The 24,184-nt window shown below is 60.9% G+C and carries 21 protein-coding genes and 1 tRNA gene; 2 read left to right on the top strand and 20 right to left on the bottom strand.

The window, feature by feature from the left end:
• Nucleotides 1–7: 7 nt before the first annotated feature.
• Nucleotides 8–1,540 (top strand): NAD(P)H-hydrate dehydratase, encoded by a 1,533-nt coding sequence (locus LNV07_RS01610; RefSeq protein ID WP_263569413.1) that lies wholly within the window; start codon nucleotides 8–10, stop codon nucleotides 1,538–1,540.
• Here LNV07_RS01610 and rnr read toward each other — a convergent pair.
• A complete protein-coding gene (gene rnr / locus LNV07_RS01605; RefSeq protein WP_397545518.1) occupies nucleotides 1,537–3,840 on the bottom strand; it encodes a ribonuclease R in 2,304 nt (767 codons plus the stop codon). The genes LNV07_RS01610 and rnr overlap by 4 nt on opposite strands.
• 76 nt (nucleotides 3,841–3,916) lie before the next feature.
• Between rnr and LNV07_RS01600 the strand changes: the two genes are divergently transcribed.
• Nucleotides 3,917–4,001, top strand: a tRNA-Leu gene (locus LNV07_RS01600).
• Between the two features lie 223 nt (nucleotides 4,002–4,224).
• Here LNV07_RS01600 and LNV07_RS01595 read toward each other — a convergent pair.
• The 19 genes from LNV07_RS01595 to scpB form a co-directional block, all read right to left on the bottom strand.
• On the bottom strand, nucleotides 4,225–4,746 hold the full coding sequence (locus LNV07_RS01595) for a phosphoribosyltransferase (RefSeq protein ID WP_263569412.1): 522 nt from the start codon (nucleotides 4,744–4,746) through the stop codon (nucleotides 4,225–4,227).
• Nucleotides 4,747–4,786: 40 nt separating this feature from the next.
• Nucleotides 4,787–6,121, bottom strand: coding sequence for an adenylosuccinate synthase (locus LNV07_RS01590; RefSeq protein ID WP_263569411.1), 1,335 nt, complete (start codon nucleotides 6,119–6,121; stop codon nucleotides 4,787–4,789).
• Nucleotides 6,122–6,169: 48 nt separating this feature from the next.
• Nucleotides 6,170–7,333, bottom strand: a complete 1,164-nt coding sequence (locus tag LNV07_RS01585; RefSeq protein ID WP_263569410.1) for an ATP phosphoribosyltransferase regulatory subunit — start codon at nucleotides 7,331–7,333, stop codon at nucleotides 6,170–6,172.
• A gap of 69 nt (nucleotides 7,334–7,402) precedes the next feature.
• Nucleotides 7,403–7,573: a DUF2065 domain-containing protein gene (locus LNV07_RS01580; RefSeq protein ID WP_263569745.1), complete on the bottom strand. Its 171-nt coding sequence runs from the start codon at nucleotides 7,571–7,573 to the stop codon at nucleotides 7,403–7,405.
• Nucleotides 7,574–7,610: 37 nt separating this feature from the next.
• Entirely contained in the window at nucleotides 7,611–8,513 is a 903-nt protein-coding gene (gene hflC / locus LNV07_RS01575) for a protease modulator HflC (RefSeq protein ID WP_263569409.1), read from the bottom strand.
• A gap of 18 nt (nucleotides 8,514–8,531) precedes the next feature.
• Complete coding sequence (hflK, locus tag LNV07_RS01570; RefSeq protein ID WP_263569744.1) at nucleotides 8,532–9,758, bottom strand: FtsH protease activity modulator HflK; 1,227 nt, start codon at nucleotides 9,756–9,758, stop codon at nucleotides 8,532–8,534.
• An 86-nt stretch (nucleotides 9,759–9,844) separates the two neighbouring features.
• Entirely contained in the window at nucleotides 9,845–11,158 is a 1,314-nt protein-coding gene (hflX, locus tag LNV07_RS01565) for a GTPase HflX (protein WP_458296240.1), read from the bottom strand.
• Between the two features lie 43 nt (nucleotides 11,159–11,201).
• The gene (hfq, locus tag LNV07_RS01560; RefSeq protein ID WP_263569408.1) at nucleotides 11,202–11,453 is read right to left on the bottom strand and encodes an RNA chaperone Hfq; all 252 of its coding nucleotides are present in this window, start codon (nucleotides 11,451–11,453) and stop codon (nucleotides 11,202–11,204) included.
• 91 nt (nucleotides 11,454–11,544) lie between these two features.
• Nucleotides 11,545–12,885, bottom strand: coding sequence for a ribosome biogenesis GTPase Der (der, locus tag LNV07_RS01555; RefSeq protein WP_263531929.1), 1,341 nt, complete (start codon nucleotides 12,883–12,885; stop codon nucleotides 11,545–11,547).
• A gap of 70 nt (nucleotides 12,886–12,955) precedes the next feature.
• Nucleotides 12,956–14,080 carry an outer membrane protein assembly factor BamB gene (gene bamB / locus LNV07_RS01550; RefSeq protein ID WP_263569407.1) on the bottom strand — a complete coding sequence of 375 codons (1,125 nt, stop codon included), beginning with the start codon at nucleotides 14,078–14,080 and terminating at the stop codon, nucleotides 12,956–12,958.
• Nucleotides 14,077–14,760, bottom strand: coding sequence for a YfgM family protein (locus LNV07_RS01545; RefSeq protein WP_263569406.1), 684 nt, complete (start codon nucleotides 14,758–14,760; stop codon nucleotides 14,077–14,079). The genes bamB and LNV07_RS01545 overlap by 4 nt, the downstream gene beginning before the upstream one ends.
• A 55-nt stretch (nucleotides 14,761–14,815) precedes the next feature.
• A complete protein-coding gene (gene hisS, locus LNV07_RS01540) occupies nucleotides 14,816–16,156 on the bottom strand; it encodes a histidine--tRNA ligase (protein ID WP_263569405.1) in 1,341 nt (446 codons plus the stop codon).
• Between the two features lie 26 nt (nucleotides 16,157–16,182).
• Entirely contained in the window at nucleotides 16,183–17,475 is a 1,293-nt protein-coding gene (gene ispG, locus LNV07_RS01535) for a flavodoxin-dependent (E)-4-hydroxy-3-methylbut-2-enyl-diphosphate synthase (protein ID WP_263569404.1), read from the bottom strand.
• Between the two features lie 28 nt (nucleotides 17,476–17,503).
• Nucleotides 17,504–18,445, bottom strand: coding sequence for a helix-turn-helix domain-containing protein (locus LNV07_RS01530; RefSeq protein ID WP_263569403.1), 942 nt, complete (start codon nucleotides 18,443–18,445; stop codon nucleotides 17,504–17,506).
• 10 nt (nucleotides 18,446–18,455) lie between these two features.
• On the bottom strand, nucleotides 18,456–19,295 hold the full coding sequence (gene pilW / locus LNV07_RS01525) for a type IV pilus biogenesis/stability protein PilW (RefSeq protein ID WP_263569402.1): 840 nt from the start codon (nucleotides 19,293–19,295) through the stop codon (nucleotides 18,456–18,458).
• Nucleotides 19,296–19,319: 24 nt separating this feature from the next.
• Nucleotides 19,320–20,453 (bottom strand): 23S rRNA (adenine(2503)-C(2))-methyltransferase RlmN, encoded by a 1,134-nt coding sequence (gene rlmN, locus LNV07_RS01520; RefSeq protein WP_263569401.1) that lies wholly within the window; start codon nucleotides 20,451–20,453, stop codon nucleotides 19,320–19,322.
• A gap of 68 nt (nucleotides 20,454–20,521) precedes the next feature.
• Nucleotides 20,522–20,947, bottom strand: a complete 426-nt coding sequence (gene ndk / locus LNV07_RS01515) for a nucleoside-diphosphate kinase (protein WP_263557590.1) — start codon at nucleotides 20,945–20,947, stop codon at nucleotides 20,522–20,524.
• A gap of 108 nt (nucleotides 20,948–21,055) precedes the next feature.
• Nucleotides 21,056–23,323: a pseudouridine synthase gene (locus tag LNV07_RS01510; RefSeq protein ID WP_263569400.1), complete on the bottom strand. Its 2,268-nt coding sequence runs from the start codon at nucleotides 23,321–23,323 to the stop codon at nucleotides 21,056–21,058.
• The gene (scpB, locus tag LNV07_RS01505) at nucleotides 23,320–24,069 is read right to left on the bottom strand and encodes an SMC-Scp complex subunit ScpB (RefSeq protein WP_263569399.1); all 750 of its coding nucleotides are present in this window, start codon (nucleotides 24,067–24,069) and stop codon (nucleotides 23,320–23,322) included. The genes LNV07_RS01510 and scpB overlap by 4 nt, the downstream gene beginning before the upstream one ends.
• Nucleotides 24,070–24,184: the final 115 nt, after the last annotated feature.

Below are 24,184 nucleotides of genomic sequence, written 5' to 3'. Positions count from 1 at the left end.
TGTCGGCGTGCTAACCCGACTCCTCCCCACCCAGGTCAATTGGCCCTTGTTCAACGCGGCCAGCAGCCGCCGCATTGAGGCCGAGGCCTTGGCCGCCCTTGCGCCAAGTCGCCAAACCGACAGCCTGATGGAGCGCGCCGGTTTGGCGGCAGCCCGCTTGAGCTTGGCCTTAGCCCCAAACGATGCAGGGCCCATCTGGATTGCCTGCGGGCCCGGCAACAACGGCGGCGACGGCTTGGTGGCGGCGCGACTGCTGCACCAGCGGGGCGTGCCGGTGCAAGTCAGCCTGATCGCCGGCACCAGCAACCCACCCGCTGATGCCGCCGCCGCCTTGGCTGCAGCGCAGCAAGCCGGCCTGAAGATCAGCAACGATATGAGCGCACCGGCAGGTACGCGCTTGGCGCTGGACGCCCTGCTCGGCCTGGGCCTGAGCCGCGCGCCCAGCCCCGCGATGGCTGCCGCCATCCACGCATTGAACGAGCTGTCCGCGCCGGTGTTGGCACTTGACCTTCCGAGTGGCCTGCATTCAGACAAGGGCAGTTTGACCGGAGCAGTCGCCGTGCGCGCCCAGCATTGCTTGGCACTACTGACTCTCAAGCCAGGCCTATTCACCGCTGAAGGCCGTGAGCATTGCGGGCAAATTTGGTTCGATGATTTGGACGTTCGCTCGCCAACAACAGAGGACGCACGGCTGCTCGGCGCCGAACATTTGAAGCATTGGCGGAGTCAAGCCGCCACCGGCCACGCCAAGCACAAAGGCAGCCAAGGCGATGTACTGGTAATTGGCGGCGCCCCCGGCATGCGTGGAGCCGCACGATTAGCTGCGCGCGCCGCCCTCGCGGCCGGCGCCGGCCGCGTCTACGCCAGCCTGCTGGGCGGGCCGGCAGATGAAGTGGACCCGCAGAGGCCGGAGTTGATGCGCTTCGATCAGGCGCAGCTGACGGGTTCGACGGCCGCTGCATGGTCCAGCAAGGTGTTGGTCTGCGGCTGCGGCGGAGGCAGCGAAATCGCCGACCACTTAGCCACGCTACTCCAGCATGGCGAGCGCCTGGTTCTCGACGCCGACGGCTTGAACGCCGTCTCTGCCAACGCATCCTTGCGTGCATTGCTCAAGCAACGGCAAGCCTTGGGCCTGGCCACTATTTTGACCCCGCACCCGCTCGAAGCCGCACGCTTGTTAGGTTGTGAGACAGCGCTAGTTCAGGCCGACCGCGTTGCCGCCGCACAGAGATTGGCCGATGAACTGGCCTGCCATATTGTTCTGAAAGGATCGGGTAGCATCATCGCCGGCCCGCATCACCGGCCCGCCATCAACTCCAGCGGCAGCTCAGCCCTGGCCACTGCAGGCAGCGGCGATGTGCTGGCCGGCTGGCTCGGCGGGCTTTGGGCACAGCAAGCCAAGGCCGACCCCTTTGACATCGCCAGCCTGGCTTGCCATTGGCATGGCTTGGCCGCCGAAACCCAAGCGGCCGGCCCTTTGCGCGCGGCCGATTTGGTGGAGCGCATGCACGCATTCCACGCCGATCCCAGGTCAAGCTAACGGCGCTTGCGAGCGCGCGGCTCGGCGGCAACGGCAGCACCCGACTTGGGCGAAGCCGCACCACGCGCCGTCTGACGCGCAGCCTTGACGGGATGCGCGGCAGCTTGACCACCCCCACCACCACCACGAGCCTGCCTACCCTTGCGGGCATTCTTGGCGTCACTCTTGACTTCGCGATCGGTACGCCGTACTTGCTCCAAGGCCTCGACGGAGTTGCCGGGCTGACGCTCGGCCGCCCCAAGCCCTGCCTTGTCGCGCATCGCCCTCGCCACCAGCTTGGCCTCCTCGTTGTCGGTAACGAGGCGGAAATCAATCTTGCGTGCATCCAAATCAACCCGACTGACCTGCACCTGCACGCGCGCGCCGGTCGCATAACGCAGACCGCTGCGCTCTCCGCGCAATTCCTGCCGAACCTCATCAAAGCGGAAGTACTCACCGCCCAATTCGGTGATGTGAATCAAGCCCTCGACATAGAGCGCATCCAGCTGAACGAACAAGCCAAAACTGGTGACGGCGCTGACGGTTCCGGCAAATTCCTCACCCAGATGCTCGCGCATATAGCGGCATTTGAGCCAGGCTTCGACATCGCGCGAGGCCTCATCGGCACGCCGCTCATTTGCACTGCAATGCGCACCCACCACCTCCCAGCGCTCAATTTCGGTACTCGCCTTGGCGGGGTCAATGGGCGCCGCGCGGCCCGGCCGTTTAGCCGCCATCGGCACATCCATCTTGCCGCTGTCGAGGTGATAACGCTTATCGGCCAGAATCGCCTTGATGACCCGGTGCACCAGCAAATCGGGGTAACGCCGAATCGGGCTGGTGAAATGGGTGTAGGCCAGGTATGACAGACCGAAGTGCCCGGCGTTGGCCGAGGTATAGATCGCCTGTTGCATCGAACGCAAGAGCATGGCGTGGATTTGCGTCGAATCTACGCGATCCTTGGTGGCTGCGGCAATCGCCTGGTACTCGCTGGGCTTGGGGTTGTCGCTGATCGACAGCCCTAGCCCCAGGGCGCGCAGATAGGCCTGCAAGGCGACGCGCTTCTCGGGCGTCGGCCCCTCATGGACACGGAACAAGGAGCCATGCTTGGAATGCGCAATGAAATCAGCCGCGCAAACATTGGCCGCCAGCATCGCCTCTTCGATCAGCTTATGCGCTTCGTTACGGGTACGCGGAATGATCTTCTCGATACGGCCGTTGTCGTCGCAGACGATTTGCGTTTCTACGGTATCAAAGTCGATCGCACCACGGCGCCCTCGTTCGGCCAGCAAGGCCCGGTAAACCTCATGCAGATGCAGCAAATGAGGCACCAATTCGCGCCGTTTGGCGGCCTCGGGGCCATGGGTATTGCCCAGCACCGCCGCCACCTCGGTATAGGTGAAACGGGCATGCGAGCGGATCACGGCCGGGTAGAACTGATAGGCCTGAACCTCACCACTTTCGGTGACCAACATATCGCAGACCATCGACAAGCGATCTTCATTCGGATTCAGCGAGCACAGGCCATTGGAAAGCTTTTCCGGCAGCATCGGGATGACTCGACGCGGGAAATAGACCGAGGTCGCCCGTTCATAAGCATCGCCGTCCAAGGGGTCGCCCGGCTTCACATAATGGCTGACATCAGCAATCGCCACCAACAAACGCCAACCACTGAAAGCCGTCTTGCCACGCCCTTGCTTGTGCGGCTCACAGTAGACCGCGTCGTCAAAATCGCGCGCATCTTCACCGTCAATCGTCACCAGGGCGACGTCACGCAAATCGACGCGCTGTTTCAAATCTACGGCGCGCAGCTTTTCCGGCAACTTGCCGGCCTGCGCCAGCGTTTCGGCGCTGAAGCGATGCGGCACCTCGTACTTGCGCACGGCGATTTCGATCTCCATGCCGGCGTCGTCAATTTCACCCAACACCTCAACGATCCGGCCAACCGGCTTCGAGTACAGCGAAGGCGGCTCGATCAATTCCACCGCGACCACTTGGCCCGCCGTCGCATTGGCCAGCCCGTTCTTGGGAATCAGAATGTCTTGGCCCATGCGCTTGTCCTCGGGCGCCACCAACCACACCCCCGATTCCAATAACAGCCGCCCGATGATGGGGCGCTTTTTACGCTCCAAGATTTCCAGCACCCGCCCCTCGGGCCGCCCCCGTTTATCGGTACGGACAATGCGCACCCGCAGACGGTCGCCATGCATGACGGCGCGCATCTCCTGAACCGACAAATAGACGTCCTGAGTGCCCACATCGGGAATCAGGAAACCATGACCATCGCGGTGCCCTTGCACCACCCCTTCGATTTCGCCCAGCAATCCCGCGCTGTCTTGCGGGGCCGCACTTGCGCTTTTAATATTTTTGATGATAGAATCCTTGCTTTCCTGAGATGCCCAGGTGGCGGAATTGGTAGACGCACTAGTTTCAGGTACTAGCGGGTAACTCCGTGGAGGTTCGAGTCCTCTCCTGGGCACCAAGATTTATATGTGGCAACAAGCTTGCCAATAGAAAAAAGACAAAATACCCGGATTACTGAAATGGCTGCCTGTCGTATGACACGCAGCCATTTTTCATTGTGCAAACAGTTTGCCAAGCTTGTCACGAACGACGTTGCATCCAAGTCGGCACAAATAAAACAAGCCGACTCGCATTCACAAAGTCGGCTTGTTGCTTGCATTGAATAAGGCCAGTCGCTGAACTTAGACGACGAATTTCTTGGCCAATGCGTCCGGCCGCATATCGTCATACTCTTCAAACGGCTGATGTATCCAAGGGCTGCTCTCCAGCATCTCGACATAGTAGTCCGGCGTGTAAGTCGACACACCCTTGGTCCAGATCACCGCCGAGCGCAACTCGGTGATAGCGGGCATGCCGCGCAGGCGCTCCACCACCGCCTTCAGTGTCACGCCCGAGTCGGCCAAATCATCGACCAGCAAAACCCGGCCAGCCAAATCGCCTTTGGGCATGGTGATGTATTTGGCAATGTCCAAACGACCTTGAATCGTGCCGGCCTCGGCGCGATAGGAGCTCGTCGACATGATGCCCAGCGGCCTGTCAAACACCCGCGACAACACATCACCAGGGCGCATACCGCCACGGGCCAAACACAAAATCTGATCAAAGTCCCAGCCGGATGCATGAATCTTCAGCGCCAAGCGCTCAGTCAACATGTGGTACTCGTCCCAGGACACGTACAAATGCTTGCCGTCATCGGTCAACATAAAGGACAACTCCTGTTTGATGAATTAAAAACTAAGCGCTTCAAGCCTGATAGGGGTGGCGCAGCAAAATGGTGTGCTCGCGATCCGGGCCGGTAGAGACCATGTCTATCGGCGCGCCAATCACTTCCTTGATGCGCTGCAGATAATTGCGAGCATTCTGCGGCAAGGCATCCCACTGCGTCACACCGAAGGTCACCTCGGACCAACCCGGGAAAGTCTCGAAGATGGGTTTGCACGCGGCAATTTCGTCTCCATCCAAAGGCAGGATGTCGAGTTGACGACCATCGATTTCATAGCCGACGCACATCTTGATCTCGGCCAGACCATCCAGCACATCAAGCTTGGTGATACATAGGCCGGTAATGCCATTGATGATGACCGAGCGCTTCAGCGCAGCGGCGTCAAACCAGCCGCAACGACGCGCGCGCCCCGTGACCGTGCCGCGCTCTTGACCGACGGTCGCCAGGTGGTAGCCGACGGTGCCGGGCACCTCCCAATCCAGCTCGGTCGGGAATGGTCCCGAGCCAACGCGGGTGGTGTACGCCTTGGTGATGCCGAGCATGTAATGCAGCATCTGCGGGCCCACCCCAGCACCGGCGGCGGCATTGCCGGCAACGCAATTGCTCGAGGTCACATAGGGATAAGTGCCGTGATCAATGTCCAGCAGCGTACCCTGCGCACCTTCAAACAAGACATTGGCGCCGGCCAAATGGGCCTTGTGGATCAAGTACCCAACATCGGCCATCATCGGCTTGATGATTTCGGCCATCTTCATCGCTTGATCGAAGATCGGCTGGAATTCCAAGGCCGTCGAATTCAGGTAGCCGGTCAAAGCGAAGTTGTGCAGTGCCAACAACTCACGCAGCTTTTTGGCGAAACGATCCGGATGCTTCAAGTCCTGCACGCGCAATGCACGGCGAGCGACCTTGTCTTCGTAAGCCGGGCCAATACCCTTGCCGGTGGTGCCGATCTTTCCGGCGCCGCTGCTCTCACGCAGGGCTTCCCTAGCCTTGTCCACTTCCACATGGAAAGGCAGGATCAAAGGGCAGGACTCGCTGATGAAGAGGCGCGAACGCACCTCCACGCCGGCTTTTTCCAAACGCTCGATCTCGCTCAGCAAATGCGTCGGATCGACCACAACGCCGTTGCCGATATAACAAGCCACGCCGTCGCGCATGATGCCCGAAGGGATCAATTGCAAGGCGGTTTTGACGCCCTTGATGACCAATGTGTGGCCGGCGTTATGACCACCCTGAAAGCGCACCACGGCTTGCGCGTGATCGGTCATCCAATCGACAACCTTGCCCTTGCCTTCATCACCCCACTGGGTTCCTACAACGACCACATTACGGCCACGCGCAATTTCGCTATTCATTTTGATTACCCGCTGATCAAAAATTTAGATTCTTCGGTGAACTGCGGCTCAAAGCGCGCGCAGCACCCACTGTGTATCGATCTGCGCCAGTTCGCGGTCGCAGTCGAATTCATCACCTTCGTGTTCGTGGCCCGGCAAGACACAAACCACAGTTTCACCCGCCGCGCGCAAGGCCCGCACCGCGGCACGCAAACCCGCGGCCTCACTCCAGGGTGCCTTGACCGCCGCACGCAGAGGTGTCGGCGGGCTCAAAGCCTCAAGAGCTTTCAAGTCGAGACTGAAACCGACCGCAGGACGACGGCGCCCAAAAACCGCACCAACCTCGTCGTAACGCCCACCGCGCAATACCGCGTCGCTTGACCCCTCGGCATACAGCGCGAAACGAACTCCGCTGTAATACGCGTACCCAGTCAGATCAGCCAAGTCAAAACCAAGCCGAGTCTCGGGATGGGTCTGCAACAAATGCGCAGACAACCACTGCAAGTCATCCAGAGCCGCCGTGATCAAAGGGTGGGCCGGCAACTGCTGGCGAGCCAAGCTCAGGACTTCAATCCCGCCGTACAAAGACAATAACTGCTGAAGCCCCTGGCGCACGCCAAGCGGCAAGGTTTGACTTAAAGCGCCCAAAGCGGCACTGTCCTTGGTTGCCAAGGCCGAGACCAACTCGTCCATCGCCGCCGCACTCAAGACCACTTCACCGAGTACGCCGCGCACCAAACGGGCATCACCCAAATCCAAGGTCGTGTGCTTCAAGCCGGCTCGCTGGACGGCATCCAACGCCAGTTCCTGCACCTCAAGGTCGGCCTCGAGCCCACCATGCCCGTAAATTTCAATGCCGAATTGCAGCGGCTCGCGCGTGGAATGCAAGCCTGCCGGCCGCGTGTGTAGCACAGGGCCGCAATAGCAAAGCCGCGTCACTCCAGCGCGGTTCAGCAAATGAGCATCGATGCGGGCAACTTGCGGCGTGGTGTCAGCGCGCAGCCCAAGGCTGCGCCCGGACAATTGATCGACCAGTTTGAAGGTCTGCAAATCAAGCGCATGACCGGTACCGGAAAGCAGCGAATCCAGGTGCTCCAACAAGGGCGGCATCACCAATTCGCAGCCATAGCTGCGTGCCATGTCCAGCAGTTCGCGGCGGAGTTCCTCGATGCGTCTAGCCTGTGAAGGCAGCACATCGGCAATGTGCTCAGGCAGCAGCCAGGCAGAAGCCATGTTGATAGTGGATCCGGTTAAAAACGGCATTGTACCGGGGGTAAATGCTAGGCAAGTGCAAGGAGCCGCTCATCTCCACACAAACAACAAAGCAAGAGCACCGACCGCAATACTGGACAAACCAATGAATCGGATCTGACCATCGCTCATCGCCAACATGCGGGCAAAAACCTGCCGCCATGCGGCCGGACTGATGAAGGGCAACAGCCCTTCAATCACCAGCATCAGGGCCAAGGCCATCCACAAAGAATCGGACAAAACAGACGGCCCGGTTCTATTACTTGCGCGCCGGCGCCGGAGCGGCCGAACCGGCGGAGCCCGAGCCGCGCATCGCCTTGAAGAAGTCGCTGCTAGGGTCGACAACCATCACGTCGGTCTTGTTGCGGAAGCTGGTCCGGTACGCTTCGAGCGAACGATAGAACTGGGCGAATTGAGGGTCACGCCCGAAAGCGTCGGCATACAAAGCAGATGCTTTCGCGTCGCCCTCGCCCTTGATCTTCTGAGCATCCCGGTAGGCCTCAGCCACGATCACTTCGCGTTGACGATCCGCGTCGGCGCGAATCTTTTCGCCATCGGCGCCGCCAGTAGAGCGCAACTCATTGGCGACCCGCTTGCGCTCGGACTCCATCCGGCGATAGACCGAATCGGTGATGTTGGCCGCAAAGTCCACGCGCTTGATCCGCACGTCCAAGATCTCGATACCGAACTGCTTGGCCTCATCTTCGAGCCGCTTGCGAACGTCATTCATGACCTTGTCGCGCTCGGTGGACAAGACCGCCAAAACGGTACGCTTGGTGACCTCCTCGTTGAACGCCGCCTGCACAACCGGGCTCAGCCTATTCTCAACGTTACGCATATCGGCGCCATTGTTGCGAATGAACTGGCGCGGCTCGGCCACGCGCCACTTCACCAGCCAATCAATCACCAAACTTTTCTTCTCAGCGGTAAATATCGGCCGCGATTCTGGACTGTCCAGGGTTTGCACGCGGCGATCCAGCAAAACCACATTTTGCAGAGGTGGCGGCAGCTTGAACTTCAAGCCCGGCTCGGTGATAACTTCTTTGATTTCACCCAAGGCATAGACAACGGCGAACTGGCGCTGATCAATGATGAACAGCGTGGAGCTGGCCAACATAAATGCGATCAAGGCACCGACAACGATAGAGGCAATACGATTCATCTGTGTAACTCCCTGGACTCAGCGGCCGTCACGGCTGCGCAAGCCGTCGCGCGAGCGAACATCGTTGGCGGCAGCAGGTGCCGCGCCATCGGTCGAAGGCACCGGCGCGGGAGCGGTCGCAGTGACCGTTCCACCAGCCTGCTGGACCAATTTATCCAAGGGCAAATAGAGTAGATTTGAACCGCTGCGGCTATCAACCATGACCTTGCTGACGTTCGAGTAGACCTGTTGCATCGTGTCGATGTAGAGCCGATCCCGCGTCACACCCGGCGCCTTCTGATACTCGGTCAGGACACTGCGAAAACGCTGCGCATCACCTTCCGCTTGCGCCACCACACGAGACTTGTAGCCTTCGGCTTCTTCCAGCAAGCGGGCCGAGGTGCCCTGTGCCTTCGGAATTACATCGTTGGCGTAGGCTTGACCTTCGTTCTTCAGGCGCTCACGATCAGCACCCGCCTTGAACGCGTCATCAAACGCGGCCTGCACCTGCTCGGGAGGCGCCACGTTTTGCACATTGACGTTCTTGATCTGAATGCCAGCTTTCAAGCGGTCGAGCTGAGCCTGCACCGACTTGGCCAAATCCACAGCGATGGCATCGCGCTGCTCATAAAGTACCGAATCCATCTTGCTCTTGCCGACGATTTCCCGCACCGCCGACTCTGCCGCCAAGGTCACCGCCTCGTCCGGATTGCGGTTTTCGAACAGAAAGTCGCGCGCGTTTTTCAGCGTGTACTGCACGGTGAAACGGATGTCGACTATGTTCTCGTCCAAGGTCAACATCGAAGAATCGCGCAGCCCGGTCGCAGCAACGACCGAATTCCGACCCACTTCCACCTGCCGCAACTGGGTCACCGAGACAATCTCATCGGCCTGAAAAGGATAGGGCAGGCGCCACTGAAAGCCCGCCTCGACCGTCTTGCTGAATTTACCGAATGAGGTTACGACGCCCTGCTGGCCTTCTTGCACAATGAAGAAACCGCTGCCCAGCCAACCCAGTAGCACGACGCCACCGATCAGGCCTGCACCGATGCCGGCGTTTTTCATGTCGGGAGCTTGAAAGTTATTTCCACCGCCACCCGAATCGTTGCCGCCCGAACCCTCGGGCTTGCCTCCGAACAAGCCGGAAAGCTTGCGATTGAAATCGCGCCACAACTCGTCAAGGTCGGGCGGACCGTCATTGCGGCCATTGCTCTCATGCCGGCCGGCACGCCAGCCGCTAGGCAACAAGCCCGCAAGCAAGGCCATGGCGGCCGCAGCCAAGGGCTTCAATCGACCGGCCGTGCCGTTTTGCACTTGCCGCTGACGGCTCACTGGCTCAAAGGTATTCATGCTCATGCCTGTGTGGGATGGGTTGCTGCGGAATCCATATCGTTTTCCGCGCTTAAGTCTTCGGGATCAAGCTCAACTTCGCTATCTGGGGGAGGCTCAGGAAAATTCAAGGCCGCAGCAGACGTGGCGATTTCACCTTGGTGGCTCTGCATAGCCAACACAATTTGCTCACGCAAGATATCAAGCCCGCTGCCGTCCAGCGCGCTGACGAAGACGCGCGCGGCCCGCAGGCCAGCACCGTCGCCGTCGCCTGGGCGCTCGACCCAGTCAAGCATTTCGCGCGGGCGCTGATCTTCTTCAAGCATGTCTTGCTTGTTGTAAACAATGATTTGCGGGATAGACGCGGCGCCGATGTCATCCAGCACTCGCTCCACTTCCAACATCTGCTCATCCAATACCGGCGAGGCGGCATCGACGATGTGAAGCAACAAATCGGCATCAGCGGCCTCTTGCAAGGTCGCGCGAAACGCCACCACCAACTTGTGCGGCAGGTCGCGAATGAAACCGACGGTATCCGACAGCGACACACTGGTGCCCGCCTGCTCCAGATAAAGTGAGCGGGTGGTCGTATCCAGGGTCGCGAACAGCTGATCAGCGGCGTAGGTGCGCGCCTTCACCAAGGCATTGAAGAGCGTCGACTTACCGGCATTGGTATATCCGACCAGCGACACACGAAATACGCTATTACGTGCGCGGGCCCGTTGCTGCGTACTACGCTGGCGCTCAACCTTCTTGAGTTTTTCCTTGATGGTCTTGATGCGGTCGTCGATCATGCGTCGATCAAGCTCGATCTGCGCCTCGCCGGGACCACCACGCATGCCGATACCGCCGCTTTGACGCTCCAGATGGCTCCAGCGCCGCACCAGTCGTGTGGCCAGATATTGCAGCCTGGCCAATTCGACCTGCATCTTGCCTTCGGCACTCTTGGCCCGAGCGGCAAAAATCTCCAAAATCAAGGCGGTGCGATCCGCCACCGGCACCCCCAACACCCGTTCCAGATTGCGCTGCTGAGCGGGCGAAATCGCCTGGTCAAACAAGACCGTGTGGGCCTGATGGGCCTGTACCAGCAGCTTAATCTCGTCGGCCTTGCCGGAACCGACAAAGAGTGCGGCGTCGGGTGCTTGGCGGCGTGCAATGACGCGCGCCACCGGCGTGTCACCGGCCGACTCAGCCAGCAAGGCCAATTCATCGAGGGTGGCATCGAACGGTGATCCGGCCTTGGAAGAACGGCCGAAATCGACGCCAACAAGAATCGCACGAGCCTCGTCCGGAGGCGGTTGCGCGGCGTGGGCCAAGTGAGAGGAGGAGGATGCCAAGGTGATTAGATTGGTCTCTGTTCGACTAAGCGGAATGCAACGCTCAGGCAGCGCTGTCGTCTTCGCCGCCGTCGGCGGTATGGAAGTTCACCGCCCGACCCGGCACCACGGTCGAAATAGCGTGTTTGTAGACCATCTGCGTAACGGTATTACGCAGCAGCACCACATACTGGTCGAAGGACTCGATCTGACCTTGCAACTTGATGCCGTTGACCAAATAGATGGACACCGGCACATGCTCTTTGCGCAGCAGGTTCAGGAAGGGGTCTTGCAGAAGTTGGCCTTTATTACTCACGATATGCTCCGTGTTGTGAGAGGGTTAAAAAATATAGATTCGACCTTAACACAGGCGCGCAAGCGCTGACCCGTGAGGCCACTGGCAGAGTTCAGTCTTTGTCGCTGAACGGATTCTTCGAAGAGCGCATTTCAATGCGCATCGGTGTGCCGACCAATTTGTAGTGCGCGCGAATGCGGCCCTCCAAATAACGCTTATAGACCTCGGTCACACCTTCCAGCGAATTGCCATGCACGATCACCAGGGGCGGATTCATGCCGCCCTGGTGGGCATAGCGTAGCTTGGGTCTGAAGTGACCGCTGCGTTTCGGCGTTTGGTGCTCGACCGCCTCCTGAATCAGACGGGTCAATACCGGCGTCGTCATCTTGCGGAAAGCCGAGGCATAGGCGTCGGCAAATGCCCCCCACAAGGGCGCGATGCCCTGGCGCTTGAGGGCCGAAATATTGTGAATCGGGGCGAACTTCAAGAAGCCCAGGCGCTGCACGATCGAGCGTTGCAAGATCTCGCGCTGATAGCTGTCGATGGCGTCCCATTTATTGATGGCCAAGACCACCGCGCGGCCGCTCTCCAGGATGTAGCCGGCAATATGGGCATCTTGGTCCGACACGCCTTGAGTTGCATCCAGCAAGAGCAGCACCACATTGGCGTCGGCAATCGCCTGCAAGGTCTTCACGACCGAGAACTTTTCAACCGCCTCGAACACCTTGCCCTTGCGGCGCAGACCGGCCGTATCGATCAACTCGAACTTCTGACCGTTGCGCTCGAAGGGCACGCTGATGGCGTCGCGCGTGGTGCCGGGCATATCGAAGGCCACCAGGCGCTCCTCACCCAACCAAGTGTTGATCAAGGTGCTCTTGCCCACATTGGGGCGGCCGGCCACAGCCAGGCGAATCACGCCGTCCGGCGCCTGTTCTTCCGCGCCCTCTTCTTCGTCCTCGAACTCAAACGGCTCCAGCACCGCTTCCATCAGGCTACGGATGCCCTGGCCATGCGAGGCCGAAATCGGATGAGGCTCGCCCATGCCGAGCTCAAAGAACTCGCCCAGGAGCGGCGATTCACTCATGCCCTCGGCCTTGTTGACGCACAGGAAAATGCGCTTGCTGGCTTGGCGCAGATAACGCGCAATGTCCGAATCCTGCGCCGACAGGCCCAGCCTCACATCGACCACAAAAACCACCGCGTCGGCCTCGGCCACCGCTTGGCGGGTCTGCTTGGCCATCTCTTTGACGATGCCGGTGGTGCTGTCGGGCTCGAAGCCGCCGGTGTCGATGACGGTGAACTCTTGATTGCCGATGCGGCCATCCCCGTAATGGCGATCGCGGGTCAGGCCGGCAAAGTCGGCCACGATCGCATCACGCGTCTTGGTCAACCGGTTGAAGAGCGTGGACTTGCCCACATTGGGGCGACCTACCAGGGCGATGACGGGTTTCATATTTTTATTTTTCTCACTACAAAGAATTCAAGGCCGATTCGCACAAGGAATCAGGCACCGATTTTCGGTCCTATTCGGGTCGCATGGCAAACAGGCCACCATTTCGGGTGGCTATCAAGATCGTGTTGCCCAGCACGACGGGCGCCGCAACCACGGCCGAGCCATCGGTGGAGAGGCGCAGCTGCGTCTTGCCGGTGGCTGCAGAGAGGAAGTGCACATAGCCCTCGAAGTCCCCCACAATCACCGTAGCGCCCAATAACAGCGGCGAGCTCAAACGCCGATTGAGAAACTGCTCGGCGGTCCAAAGCACATCACCATTGGGCGTGCTCCAGGCGCTTAGGCGGTCGGACGCATCGCCACCGACGATTTGCTTCGCATCGCCGCCGACACCCAAGGTGCCACCGACATTGCGCGTCCACATCAGACTGCCGCGCTCGGCATTGACACAGCCAACAGCCGACTGGAAAGCACGAGCGCAAAGCGTCTCGCCGCTGCGCACGATGGGGCCGACCAAATCGGCCAGACGCTCGACTTCATTGGTGCCTCGCGGGCTGGCCACACTGGCCTCCCAGCGGATCGTGCCGCGCAAAGGGTCAACACCCGCCATGCGGGTACCCTGGCCAACGATCAAGGTGTCTTTGTAGGCTGCAATCACGCCCGGCTGCGCCAACGTCAAGGGCTCGCCCGGGCGGCGCAAGATCCATATCTTGTCGCCATTTTTTGCATCAAACGCATGCACTTGACGGTCAACCGTCAGCACGAAAACCCGCTCTCCGGCCACCAAGGGCGCCGCGACGACCGGCGTCGGCAGCGTCTTGCGCCAGATCACCTGGCCTTCTTCCAGCGCCACCACTTCATTGCCCGTTGTCACGACGGCGGCAAAGCGGCCATCACTGCCCACTCCGGCCGCCAGCTTTTGACCGACATTGGCACTCCATAGCGCACGCCCATCGCTGGCTTGCAGCGACTGCACCGTGCCGTCCCCGCCGGCGACCACGAATTGATCTCGAACTGCCGCGATCGAAAGTGGAAACTTGACGCTATCAAGCCGAGCCGTCCAGACCACAGTGCCGGCAATGGCGGGCGTCACCTGCTCCAACACAGCGGGCTTCGTCGCCGTGGACGAGCTAAATACGGAGCAGCCGGCCAGCAAGCCGACCAACAGAGCCGCAGCAACGAAGTTCTTGCCGATCATTTGGCGGCTCCCTTGGCCGCCCCGGAAGCGGCCGCTTCTACGGACGCCACGCCCAGGGTTGCCAGCTTGGCTTCGATCAAACGACGATAGTCCTGCTTGCTATTCATCGCCGCATAGGCCTTTTGATACTCGGCGCGCGCCAACTCGGGCTTGGCCTGCAGCACAAACAAATCGCCACGGCGGTCGGCCTGCAGCGCGGTGAAGTCGGGCAACTTGATCGCATCAAGCGTCTTGGCGGCCTCGGCGAATTGCTTGGCTTCCATTTGCAAACCGGCCAAACGCAGACGCGCCAGATCACGGTACTCATCGTCGGCGGCGTTGTCGGCCGCCCAAGCCAAGCTGGCGCGCGCAGCCTCGGCCTGACCCTTGTCGTATTGCAGCTTGGCCGCTTGCATCGCCGCCTGGGCGGTGTAAGTCGTTTTCGGGTAGCGCTCTTTCAGATCACCAAACACGCGCCCGGCCTTGTCGGCATCCAAGGCCTGCACAGCACGGTCAAGCTCTTCATACATGGCCGCAGCCTTGACGGCCTGATCACGTTGCCACCAGGTCCAGCCGTTCCAGGCCGCAAAGCCGGCCAACACCAAGGTGATGGTCCAGGTGATCAGGTTGCCATATTGCTTCCAAAAAGCCTTCAGCTGGTCCAGCTGTTCTTGTTCTTCGAGATCGAGATGCGTCGCCATGGATGAAATTTGCTCGGAATTTATTGGAATAGAAATGGGCGAAATTAGCCCGCGATTATGCGTTGAGCAGCTCGGCGGCCCAATCAGCGGCACAAGAAATACTGCGCATCCCCTGCTCGCCGCCTTCGCGGCGCAGTGGCTTGACGGCCACCAGACCCTGCGCCAACTCATCCTCACCGAAGATCAGCGCATAGCCGGCACCGCTGGCATCGGCCTTCTTGAACTGCGACTTCATGCTGCTCTGACCGGGATGGAATTGCACAGACACACCCGCGCCGCGCAGCGCCTCCAAGGCCACCATCACCTGCGGCAGGCCCTGACTTGAGGGCACGATGGCGTAGGCATGCAAGGTCGGCGCAGCAGCCAGCACGCCCACCTCCTCCAGCAGCAAAAGCATGCGCTCCATACCCATGCCAAAGCCGACCGCCGGCGCGGCCTTGCCGCCCAGCTGTTCGATCAAACCGTCGTAACGCCCACCACCACAGACCGTGCCTTGCGAGCCGAGCTTGTCGGTCACCCACTCGAACACGGTCAAGTTGTAATAGTCCAGGCCACGTACCAAGCGCGGATTGATGCGATAGCCCACGCCGGCCGCGTCAAGAATGGCCCGCACCCCGTTGAAATGGGCCATCGAGGCCTCGCCCAAAAAGTCCAGCAACTTAGGCGCCGCATTGACCATCTCCTGCATGGTCGGATTCTTGGTGTCCAGCACACGCAGCGGATTGCTGTAGAGGCGGCGCTGGCTGTCTTCGTCCAGCAAGTCCTTGTGCTGCTCCAGATAAGCGATCAAGGCCTCGCGGTGGGCGAGGCGCTCGGCGGTTTCGCCCAGGCAGTTCAGCTCCAAGGTGAAATGCTCACCGGCGATCAAGCCCAACTCACGCAAGAGCCGGCTGCCCAGCAGGATCACTTCGGCGTCGACATCCGGGCCGGCAAAGCCCAAGGCCTCCACACCCATCTGGTGGAACTGGCGGGAGCGCCCTTTTTGAGGCTTCTCACGCCGGAACATCGGACCGAAGTAGTAAAGACGGCGGCCCGAGTCACGCAGGTAGGAGTGCTCGATCATGGCGCGCACCACGCCGGCCGTCATCTCGGGGCGCAGCGCCAAATGCTCGGCTTGGCCATGCTTGTCGGCGCGGTCTTCGAAGGCATACATCTCCTTCTCGACGATGTCGGTGACCTCGCCAATACCGCGCACAAACAAGGCGGTCTGCTCAACGATGGGCGTGCGCACATTGGCATAGCCATAGCGCTGCAAGACGCTGCGCATCTTGTCTTCCAGCCATTCCCAGCGCGCGGCTTCGGCCGGCAAAATATCGTTCATGCCCTTTACGGCACGCAAGACTTCTGGCTTTTGCGCGCTCTTCTGGGCGTTTGTCTTCAAGTCAACTGCAGTCATTCTCGTATCCAGCTCAGGCACTTGGTTCAGGCAGCGATCACGCCACCAAAACGCTTCTCAATATAGTTTTCAACCAAAACCTGGAACTCATCGGCGATGGCGGCGCCACGCAGCGTCAAGGCTTTTTCGCCGTCGATGAAAACGGGGGCTGCCGGGGCTTCGCCGGTGCCGGGCAGACTGATGCCAATGTCGGCATGCTTGCTTTCACCGGGGCCGTTGACGATGCAGCCCATCACCGCGACCTTCATATTCTCGACGCCCGGATACTTGGCACGCCAGATCGGCATCTGCGCACGCAGGAAGTCATCGATCTGCTTGGCCAACTCCTGGAAGGTGGTGCTGGTAGTGCGACCGCACCCCGGGCAGGCGGTCACGCTCGGGTTAAAGGCACGCAGACCCAAGGACTGCAAAATCTCCAGCCCGACCACCACCTCTTGGGTGCGCGCTTCGCCCGGCTGCGGTGTCAGTGAAATTCGAATCGTGTCGCCGATGCCTTCTTGCAGCAGGATGGACAAGGCAGTCGCCGAGGCGACCGTGCCCTTGGTGCCCATGCCGGCTTCGGTCAGGCCCAGATGCAGCGCGTAGTCGCAGCGCTTGGCCAAGGCTCGGTAGACCGAAATCAGATCCTGCACGCCGCTGACCTTGCAGCTGATGATGATGTTGTCGGGATTCAGGCCGAGCTCGCGTGCGTAGGCGGCCGACGTTAGTGCTGATTGAATCAACGCCTGGTACATCACCTGCTGGGCATCCCAGGGCTCGGCCCGCGCGGCGTTCTCGTCCATCATCTGCGCCAGCAACTCGGAGTCGAGGCTGCCCCAGTTGACGCCAATCCGCACGACCTTGTCGTAACGCGCCGCCGCTTCGATCATCTGACCGAATTGACGGTCGCGCTTATCGCCCTTGCCGACATTGCCTGGGTTGATGCGGTACTTGGACAAGGCCTGCGCCATCGCCGGGAAGTCGGTCAACAAGCGGTGGCCGTTGAAGTGAAAGTCACCGACCAAGGGCACATCGATGCCCATTCGGTCGAGTTGATCGCGGATATGCGGCACGGCCTCGGCCGCCTCGGGCGTGTTGACGGTGATGCGCACCATCTCGGAGCCGGCAATCGCCAGCTCCTTGACCTGAATGGCGGTGCCGATGACGTCAACCGTATCGGTATTGGTCATCGACTGAATGCGCACTGGCGCGTCGCCGCCGACCGTGACGACCCGGTCGCCCCACACCACCCTTGCCTGGCGCGAGCGGCGCGGCGCGGGCCTGGCGGCCGCGATGGCTTCTTCCAAGGAACTGGTGGTGTCAATCAAGGGTGCGCTCATAGTCTTCAATCAATCGGTTCAGTGCAATTCAGTTCAACTCAATACGGGCGACATTGTTCTGGGCTTGCCCAGCAAGATCAACCTTGCTGCCGCGCAAATGCATCTCGGTGCCGGCGACATTGCCGACCTTGACCTTGAGCGGGGGCAAACCGGCCAAAGCCTGCTCTTCGCCGGCCCGCAGGGTCTTGGACAGCAAGACTTGGCCCCTTGCGTCGACGACCTCTACCCAAGTCTCGGCCGAGGCCTTGACGGCCAGCGGCACGGCGCCGGCAGGCGGCGCGCCGGCAACTGGCGCCGAGGCCGCTGGGACGGAAGCCAGGATCGAGTTAAGGGCCGAAACGCCGCGTACCGCCGAAGCCGACGAGGCCGCAGCGGGTACAACGATGGCAACCTTCTCCTCCAGCGCCACCGCGGGGGCCGATGCCGAGGCGGTTGGCTCAATCAGGGTCGGCTCCACGACTGCCGGGCCGGGCAGAGGCACCGACACCGCCTCGGGTGCTTTGGGCTGAGCCTGCCCCAAGCGATCGACCCAGCCCGCCGGCATCAAGTAGATCGCCGCCGCACCCAGCAATAACAAGAGGGAGCCCCACACGAGCGGACGCCGCAAAACCGCCAGAGACAAGCCCTCGGAGCGTCCATCGTGCTCACGATAGGGCTGATTCAAGCCTCGCGAAACCATCAACTCCGGCTCATTGCTTCTGGGCAGCAGGGCCAGCACCGCGGCCGCGTCAACCTTCAAGACCCGGCACATGGCCTTGGCCAGCGCGCGGGCAAACGTTGCGTCGGGCAGCTCGTCCCAACGATCGGACTCCAGCGCCTCCAACTTGGCCTGCGGAACCTTCAACATCGCGGCCATGGCGCCAATGTGCAAACCCTGCTTCATACGCAACTCGCGCAGCATTGCGCCGGCACTTGAATGCGGCGCAGGCGTTAGCAACAAGGGCGGCGCCTCGCTCAGGTCTGAAGACATGCGTTCTCCCTCATTCATCGAAGCGGCCATCATCCAATGCCAGTCGCTCGGGCGACTCTGAATATTTATTCCGCAAGGTCTGGCTCAGCTCATCCACTGTTCTTGTATTGCCCAGGCGGCGCTCAATGCGCAAGGCCAGCCACAGGCTCTGGGCATTGCTGAATTCGGGCTGGGCGTTGACCCGTTTGATATAAAACTGCGCCCGCGTATATTGTCCGTTACGGTAGAGAACCTCGGCGAAATTCACGGCCACGGCCGGGCTCGCCGGATCAAACTCGAAGGCCTTGGCCAGACTGCGCTCAGCCTCACTCATGCGGCCGGAACGCGCTTCGCAAATGCCTTTGGCCATCAATGTTCTGGACGGCGCACGGTAATTCGCTTGCAATAGGGCCAAGTCGAACTGCGCATCGGCCTCGGCCCAGCGCTGCTCCTGACACAGCAGCCAGCCATAGTTATGCAAGGTATCCGGGTCGCGGGGAAAGAGCTGCAAGGCTCGCCTGAAGCTGTCTTCGGCCAACTTGGTTTCGCCCATGGCGGCATAGATCAAACCACGCAGATTGACCGCCTCGCGCAGATCCGGCTTCAAACTCAAGGCCAACTTGACCTCATCCAAGGCGGTATTGAATTGACCGCGACCAAAATAGGCCGCCGCCAACTCCATGCGCACACTGGCGCGGCGATCGGCGTCGGTCTGATCAGACGCGGTCCGGGGCTCTTCTCCTTTGGGCTCCGACGGCACGGCGCAAGCAGCCACAGCCAACACCGCAAGGGCCGCCGCAAAACAGGCGCTCAAGCGCGCCAATACGCTGGGCAGAGCAGAGACTGACAAGGCAATATTCATGCGATTCATGCGGCTATGACTCGTTGTTGGCATTCAGGAAGAACCTGCGCCTTTTACCATCATTGGCGCGCGCACCATGCGCACCTGAACCTGGGTCCGATCCTGAACCTCGCCAGCCAACTGACCGCAAGCCGCGTCAATATCATCACCGCGGGTTTTGCGCACGGTGGTGACCAAGCCGGACTGGATCAAGATTTCGGCAAACGCCATCACCCGCTCACGCGAGCTGCGCTTCAAACCCGATGCGGGAAACGGATTGAACGGGATCAGATTGATCTTGCAAGACACATGGCCGCGCAACAAGTCGACCAAGGCATGCGCCTGCTCCGGCGTGTCATTGACACCGTCCAACATGCAGTACTCGAAGGTGATGAAATCGCGCGGCGCCTTGTCCAGATAGCGATTGCAGGCATCCAGCAACTCGGCGATCGGGTACTTCTTGTTCAGCGGCACCAACTGGTCACGCAGCGGATCGGTCGGCGAATGCAGCGACACGGCCAGCGCCACCGGGCAATCATCGCGCAGACGGTCGATCATCGGCACCACGCCCGAGGTCGACACCGTCACCCGTCGGCGCGACAAGCCGTAGCCATGGTCGTCCAGCATCATGCGCAGCGCCGGCACCAGCGCGTTGTAGTTTTGCAGCGGCTCGCCCATGCCCATCATGACGACGTTGGAGATGACGCGCTCGCTTTTCCCTAAGCGCTTGCGCATGCTGTGCTCGGCGTACCAAAGCTGGGCAATGATTTCGCCGGTGTCCAGATTGCGACTAAAACCTTGATGGCCGGTCGAACAGAAACGGCAGCCGACGGCACAACCGGCCTGACTGGAAATGCACAGCGTGCCACGGTCGGTTTCGGGAATGAACACCGCCTCGACCGCATCGCCGGCGCCAACGTCAAACAGCCACTTGACCGTGCCGTCGGCAGAAAGATGTTCGGAGATCACCGGCAACGCAGTGATATGCGCCCGGGAAGCCAATTTGTCGCGCAGCGACTTGGCCAGGTCGGACATCTGATCAAAATCAGACGCACCTTTTTGATGAATCCAACGAAACAACTGGGTGGCGCGAAAGCGCTTTTCACCCAGCTGCTCGCAGTATGCGGCCAGGCCCTCTAGATCGAAACCGATTAGGTTCGTCAAACCAAGTAGGTTGACCGCGTCCATGATGATGCCTCTCGCCTCTCAGGCCTCAAGGCCCGAGCGGCTGTGAGGCAAAACCAATTCAAGCCAAATTAACGGCTGTAAACATTCATGCCAGGGAAGAAGAACGCGATTTCGACTGCGGCTGTTTCAGCGGCGTCGGAACCGTGCACGGCATTGGCGTCGATGCTGTCGGCGAAGTCGGCGCGGATCGTGCCCTTCTCGGCCTTCTTAGGATCGGTGGCGCCCATCAGATCACGGTGCGTCAGGATGGCGTTCTCGCCTTCCAGAGCCTGGATCATCACGGGACCGGAGATCATGAAGTTCACCAGGTCGTTGAAGAAAGGACGGGCCTTGTGCACGCCATAGAACGCTTCGGCTTCGCCGCGCGACAGGTGCGCCATACGCGCTGCCACGATCTTCAGGCCAGCGCCTTCGAAACGGGCGTAGATTTGGCCGATAACATTCTTAGCCACTGCGTCGGGCTTGATGATGGAAAGGGTGCGTTCGATAGCCATGGGTATTCTCCTGAAATCTTAGGGCTTGGCAAAACCAAGAATTGTACTGTGTGACGGTGACAGACGGCTTGGCCGGGCTGCCGAGCCAATCTGACCCGGCATCAAAACTCAACGGTTGCGGCCGCCGTAGCCGCCGCCCGAACGGCCACCGCCACCCGAGTTGCCGCCCTGCCCGCCTTGGCCGCCACGACCACCGCCACCGCCGCCGCGCCCACTGCGACGCACAAAGGCATCGGCGCCGATATAGCCGACCGAAGTCTGCAGCGGATCGGGCTGACGCGGACCGTCGCCACGACCGCCATCGCCACGGCCGCCTTGCCTGCCGCCACGATCCGGGGCGCTGCCACCGGCACCGAAACCGGATGGGATACCGCGACCCTTGCCGGCAAAGCGACGATCGAAGGTCTGCTCCAGCGGATTGATATTGCGCGGGATTGCGTCTTCGAAATCGTCATCGCCACGATCGGGACCGCGCTCGTTGGCGCGCTCCGGTGGCCGCTCACTGAAGCGCTCGGACGGCCTGTCATTGCCCCGCTCCGGGCCACGGCCTTGCGGACGGTCACCACGATCATTGCGATCACCACGGTCGTTGCCTGGCGCACGTTCCGGACGCTCCGCCACCCGACTTGGGCGTGGGCCTACACCGGCATGGCGGCCATCGGCACGCCGACCACGGGTATTCGCATTGCCACGCTCGGCATTGCGCTCACCACCACGATCCGGTCCGCGCTCGGCACCGCGCTCAAGGCCACGGTTGTCGCCACGCTCGCCACCACGGTTGTCGCCACGCTCATTGGATCGATTGCCGCGCTCACCGCCACGCTCAGCGCCGCGCTCACTACGGTCGCCGCGTCCACCGCGCGCCTGATCACCACCGGCCAAACGACGAATCACCTGCACATCGTCCTCGCCCAACTCGATCCAGACGCAGCGCTTGAGGCCGCGCGGCAGCACCACCGTGCCATAGCGGATACGGATCAAACGGCTCACCGTCAAACCCATCGAGTCGAACAACTTGCGCACTTCGCGATTGCGACCTTCGGTGATGACGACGCGGTACCAGCGATTGATGCCCTCGCCGCCGCCGTCTTCGATGCTCTTGAAGGCCGCCTTCTGGCCCTCAATGATCACGCCTTCAAGCAAACGAGCGCGCTGCTCATTATTCAAGGTGCCTAGGACGCGCACCGCGTATTCACGCTCGACGCCGAAGCGTGGGTGCATCAACTGGTTCGCCAATTCACCCGAGTTGGTGAACAAGAGCAAACCTTCAGTATTCATGTCCAAACGGCCCACCGCCTGCCACTTGCCTTGCTGCAAGCGTGGCAGGTGACGGAACACCGTCGGGCGGCCTTCCGGGTCATTGAAGGTCACGACCTCGCCGGCCGGCTTGTGATACGCCAGGATGCGCGGCGGCGGCGGAGAAATCCGGATGCGGATCGGCTTGCCCGCCACTCGCACATTGTCACCAAAGGAGATGCGCTGGCCGATATGCGCCACTTCGCCATTCACCTCGATCTTGCCATCGGCAATCATGTCCTCGATGTCACGGCGCGAACCGATACCCGCCTGAGCCAACACTTTTTGCAGCTTGGGCGCGTCGGCTTCGGCGGCCAAGACGCGCTTGCTCTCGACCTCTTCTTCCTGAACCTCGGGCAGCTCGTCCACCTCATCATCGGCCTCGCCGAACTCGCCGGCCAGTACCTCGGCAAAGCGCTCACCGACCGCCGCCACCAACTCGGGCGCAGGCTCGACACTTGCAGGCTCGGCACGTGGCGGGCGCTCGTCAAAACCATCGACGCCGTCCTTGCGGCCACGACGGCGATTGCGGTTTCGCCCACCGCGCTCGCCTGCTTCATGAGCTGCATTGGCTTCGCTGGCCTCATTGGCTTGACCGCCTTCAGCACCCTCGGCCAACTCGGCGCCACGCATATCCACTGGCTCCGGCGCCAACGTGAACATTGGCTGAGGCTGGCTTGGCTCGGCCACTGGGGCTTCCGCAACTTCAACGGCGACCGACTTGGCCGCAGTCTTGCGCGGCGCACGGCGCTTAGGCGCTTCTTCGGTGGAAACGCCGGCAATCGCCTCAACCGCCGCCGCTGCTACAGCGACCTCGGCCGCGACATCGGCGACAACAGCAGCAACCTGATCCGGAGCCACCTTCTTGGCGGCCGTCTTGCGCGGAGCGCGCGGCTTGACCGCTGCAACAGCCTCGACGCTGCTTGCCGTATCGGCCACAGCAGCAACGGCCTCAGCGGCCTCAACCTTAGGCTTCGCCGGACTGCGCTTGCGCTTAGGTGCAGCGACCTCGCCCACCTCACTGAGGGAAGCACCGAGTGCGTCGGACTTGGCTTTAGGATCGATATCGTTTGAATTCATGCGTCGGTGTGCACCTGTTCGGCGGCGTCAGACTGTGGATCCGGCATTGCCGGAACGGATACGCCCGTATCGCTGACGATAGGCGCGGAGAGGGAATTAACGGAAAGCTCGGACCCCAATTCAGGGTCACCAGCCTGGTCGGCAGCGGCCTCATCAGGCTCGGCCACCGCAATAGGTTCATCAATCAAAAGGCCTTGCAAGCCGGCCGTATCGGCCAAGGCCTGAGCGGGCGCAACGCCAAACTCCAAAGCCGGCAACTGCTCAAGACTGTTCAGGCCAAGATCGTCTAGAAACTGACGTGTGGTGGCGTACAGCGCCGGTCGTCCGGGCGCCTCGCGGTAACCAATCACATCAATCCACCCTCGATCTTCCAACTGTTTAACAATTTGCGTCGAGACCACAACGCCTCGAATATCTTCAATATCGCCCCGCGTCACCGGTTGCCGATAGGCAATGATGGCCAAGGTCTCCATCACCGCCCGCGAGTAACGTTGCGGCTTCTCGGGATGCAAACGATCCAAATACTCGCGCAATTCGGGCCGACTCTGAAAGCGCCATCCCGAAGCCACGGCGACCAACTCAACGCCGCGGCCCTCCCAATCTTGCGTCAACTCATCCAAGACATTTCGCAAAGTATCCGGCCCGACAGCGTCGGCAAACAAGCTGCGCATTTCACGCAGGGTCAACGGTTGCTGAGCACATATCAGCGCGGTCTCGAGGACGCGCTTAGCATCCTGTGTATTCATTGACTTTCGTCATTTTTCCCGATTCATGCGGGGTTTTATCTGAGTCCAGTCCTCTGGAGCTGACCATGCCTGCAGATATTCATACCTGAGGCTCGCCCGCGTCTTGAGAGGCGGA

Source organism: Roseateles oligotrophus, from assembly GCF_025717515.1.
In the GTDB taxonomy this organism is placed as follows: Bacteria; Pseudomonadota; Gammaproteobacteria; order Burkholderiales; family Burkholderiaceae_C; genus Paucibacter_A; species Paucibacter_A oligotrophus.
This window is presented reverse-complemented; position numbering and strand designations above follow the sequence as displayed.